The 2,581-nt window shown below is 71.4% G+C and carries 1 protein-coding gene; it reads right to left on the reverse strand.

The window, feature by feature from the left end; translation table 11 throughout:
- Window positions 1–229 precede the first annotated feature (229 nt).
- Window positions 230–2,050 carry an amidohydrolase gene (locus GV007_RS17240; protein ID WP_201297765.1) on the reverse strand — a complete coding sequence of 607 codons (1,821 nt, stop codon included), beginning with the start codon at window positions 2,048–2,050 and terminating at the stop codon, window positions 230–232.
- Window positions 2,051–2,581 lie beyond the last annotated feature (531 nt).

Consider the following 2,581-nt stretch of genomic DNA (forward strand, 5'->3'; position numbering starts at 1 on the left):
CCCCTCCCGCAGGGAGTTGTGGGCAAGTGCTCCCGACCCCGCCCCCAAACGCACCACACCACAACTCTGGCGAGCCGGCACAGCGAGGTCACGCACGCGAGCGAGCGTGACCTGGCCCGCGAGACCCGACGCGCCCGGCCCGGCACGCAACCGCGCCCAGCCCGGCCCGGCCCAGCCCGCGAACCCTCACACGCGCGAGCCGGTACGCCAGGCCCGCCCGGCGCTCGGCTCAGCAGCCGTGACCGGTGTGGCCTCGTGCCGCGTGGTGGGCGTGCGGCGCGGAGTCGCTGGCGTGCGCCGCGGCGAGGAACTCCGGCAGGTCGATGCGCGCCCCATCCACCCACGTTCCGAGGACCTGCACGCGCTCCGCGAGGTAGCGGGGCGTCACCTCATACGGGTCAGCGCTGAGCTCCACGAAGTCGGCGAGCTTGCCCACCGCAATCGATCCGACGAGGTGCTCGCGGTGGAGGGTGCGGGCTGCGTCGATCGTGTGAGCTTTGAGGGCCGCATCCACTGAGATCGCCTGCTGCGGGGCGTGGATGCGCCCACTGCTCGTGCGCCGCGTCACGGCCGTCTGCACGTTCAGGACGGGGGCAGGCGGGGACACGGACCCGTCATTGTGCAAGGACACCACGAGCCCTGCCTCAACCGCCTCGGCGAACGCCTGCCAACGCGCACCGTGCTCGGGCGCGAACATCTGCCCGTCGAGGAGGTCGCCCCAGAAGTAGTACTGGAACGGCGCGAGCGAGACGTGGACTCCGAGGCGCGCGGCCCGCTCGAACTGCTCGCGGCGTCCCGCCCCGGCATGCTCGATGCGCCAGCGGTGGTCGGTGCCGAGCAGGCCGTACTCGGCAAGCGCGCGCTCGTAGGCGTCGAGCGCGAAGTCGATGGCCAGGTCGCCGTTCGCGTGGAACGACATCTGCCAGCCGAGCGGCGCGCAGCGGTCGAGGATCGCATCCACCTGTGCTCGCGAGTAGTTCATGGCGGATGCACCGCCCGCCGTCGCGGGATCGATGCCGGCTCGCTCGGTCGCCTCGCTCGGGACGTACGGGAAGGAGATGGCGACGTTGCCGATCCACGGGGACCCATCGGTCCAGAGCTTCACGCCCTGCTTGACGAGTCGCTCATCCCCCGCGGCGAACGTCGCGGCGGCACCAGGCTCTGCGGCGGTCGACACCTCCCACAGGCTCACCCGCAGCGGCGAGGACGGCATGGCGGCGAGCGCCTCGTAGGCGGCGGCGAGGTCGGCGGAGTAGGTCATGTCGGACGTCGAGGTGATGCCGGCACGCGCCATGAGGGCGTAGTACTCGGCTGCGCTGCCGAGCGGGTTGCCGCCGAGCTCCTGCATGACGGGTCCAAGCACGGCCGTGTTCGCGGGAATCTCGTAGGAGATCCCGGTGAGGGCGCCCTCGACATCGCGCGCGAACGATCCCCCGATCGGGTCGGCCGGCGGATGCGTATCCCAACCGCGACTGCGGATGAGCGCCGACGTGAACGAGCAGGCGTGCCCGGAGTTGTCGACCACCACAGCGATCCGTTCACCGAAGATCTTGTCGAGGTCGGCGGCCGTCGGCGTTGGGCGACCGTGCAGGAGCGCGTCGAAGCCGTTGAAGAGGAGGGGAAGACCCGCGTCGTTCTCCGCCATCGCCTGCGAGAAGATGCTGAGCACGTCGCTCCAGCGCGGTGCCTTCCACGGCGCGATCGACAGCGCCGGCAGCTGCGTGGCGAGGCCACTCAGGAACGGGTGGCTGTGCGGGTCGATGAAGCCGGGCATGAGCACGGGTGCGCCGCTGTCGACGACCGGGGCACCCGGCAGGATCTCCGCGCACTCGGCCAGCGTGCCGACGGCCACGATCTTCGCGCCGGCGACCGCGACGGCGGATGCACGCGGCAGCTGCGCATCCATCGTCACGATCGTGCCGGCGGTGAGGATGAACGCGTCGACGGCGGGCAGTGCGGAAACGGACTGTCCGGGAACAGGCAGCGACAGTGAGCTGTTCAGCGGTGAGGGCACACCCGCGGTCTCGTCGGGGGCTTCTGGCTCGGGCATTCGACTCCTTCGGGCGCCGCTCTTGGTGAAGGACGACGAGTGCGGGGTGGAGCTGGGGGCGGAGCAGGCGCCTCGCGGCGACGCCACCAGTATGCCGCGCCCCCGCGTCGCTGCCGCGCGCGTCGTGCCCACCGTATCCGCGCCCGTGCGTCCGGTATGCCCGGCACGTGTCGTCCGCGCCCAAGCTGCGCCCAACTGCGATCGGGCCGTCCGGCAGGCTCGCCCAAAGCGGACTTATGGTCGCCAAGAGCGCGGCAGAACAACCCCAACTCAGCCCTGGGCAGAGCGAGAGGGGCGCAGCAAGGGGCGAGGCTCAGCAGGCGGATGGGCGCAGCGAGAGGGTCGCGCGGGGGCCGGGCAAAGAGGGCGAGGCGCAGCGGAAGAGGCACGCGAAGTCGGCGCACGGCGAAACAGCGGCCGCGGAGGGGGCAGACCGCGCAGGCCCAAAGCGGACTTATGGTCGCCAAAAGCGCGTCGAAACGACCACAACTCAGCCCTGGACGGAGCGGGAGGGGCGGGGCGCAGCAGGAG

Source organism: Pseudoclavibacter sp. 8L (assembly GCF_902506465.1).
Lineage (GTDB): Bacteria > Actinomycetota > Actinomycetes > Actinomycetales > Microbacteriaceae > Pseudoclavibacter.

Excerpts from the sequence above, each read along its gene's own strand:
- GV007_RS17240 (WP_201297765.1), bottom strand. The coding sequence starts at position 2,050 with ATGCCCGAGCCAGAAGCCCCCGACGAGACCGCGGGTGTGCCCTCACCG.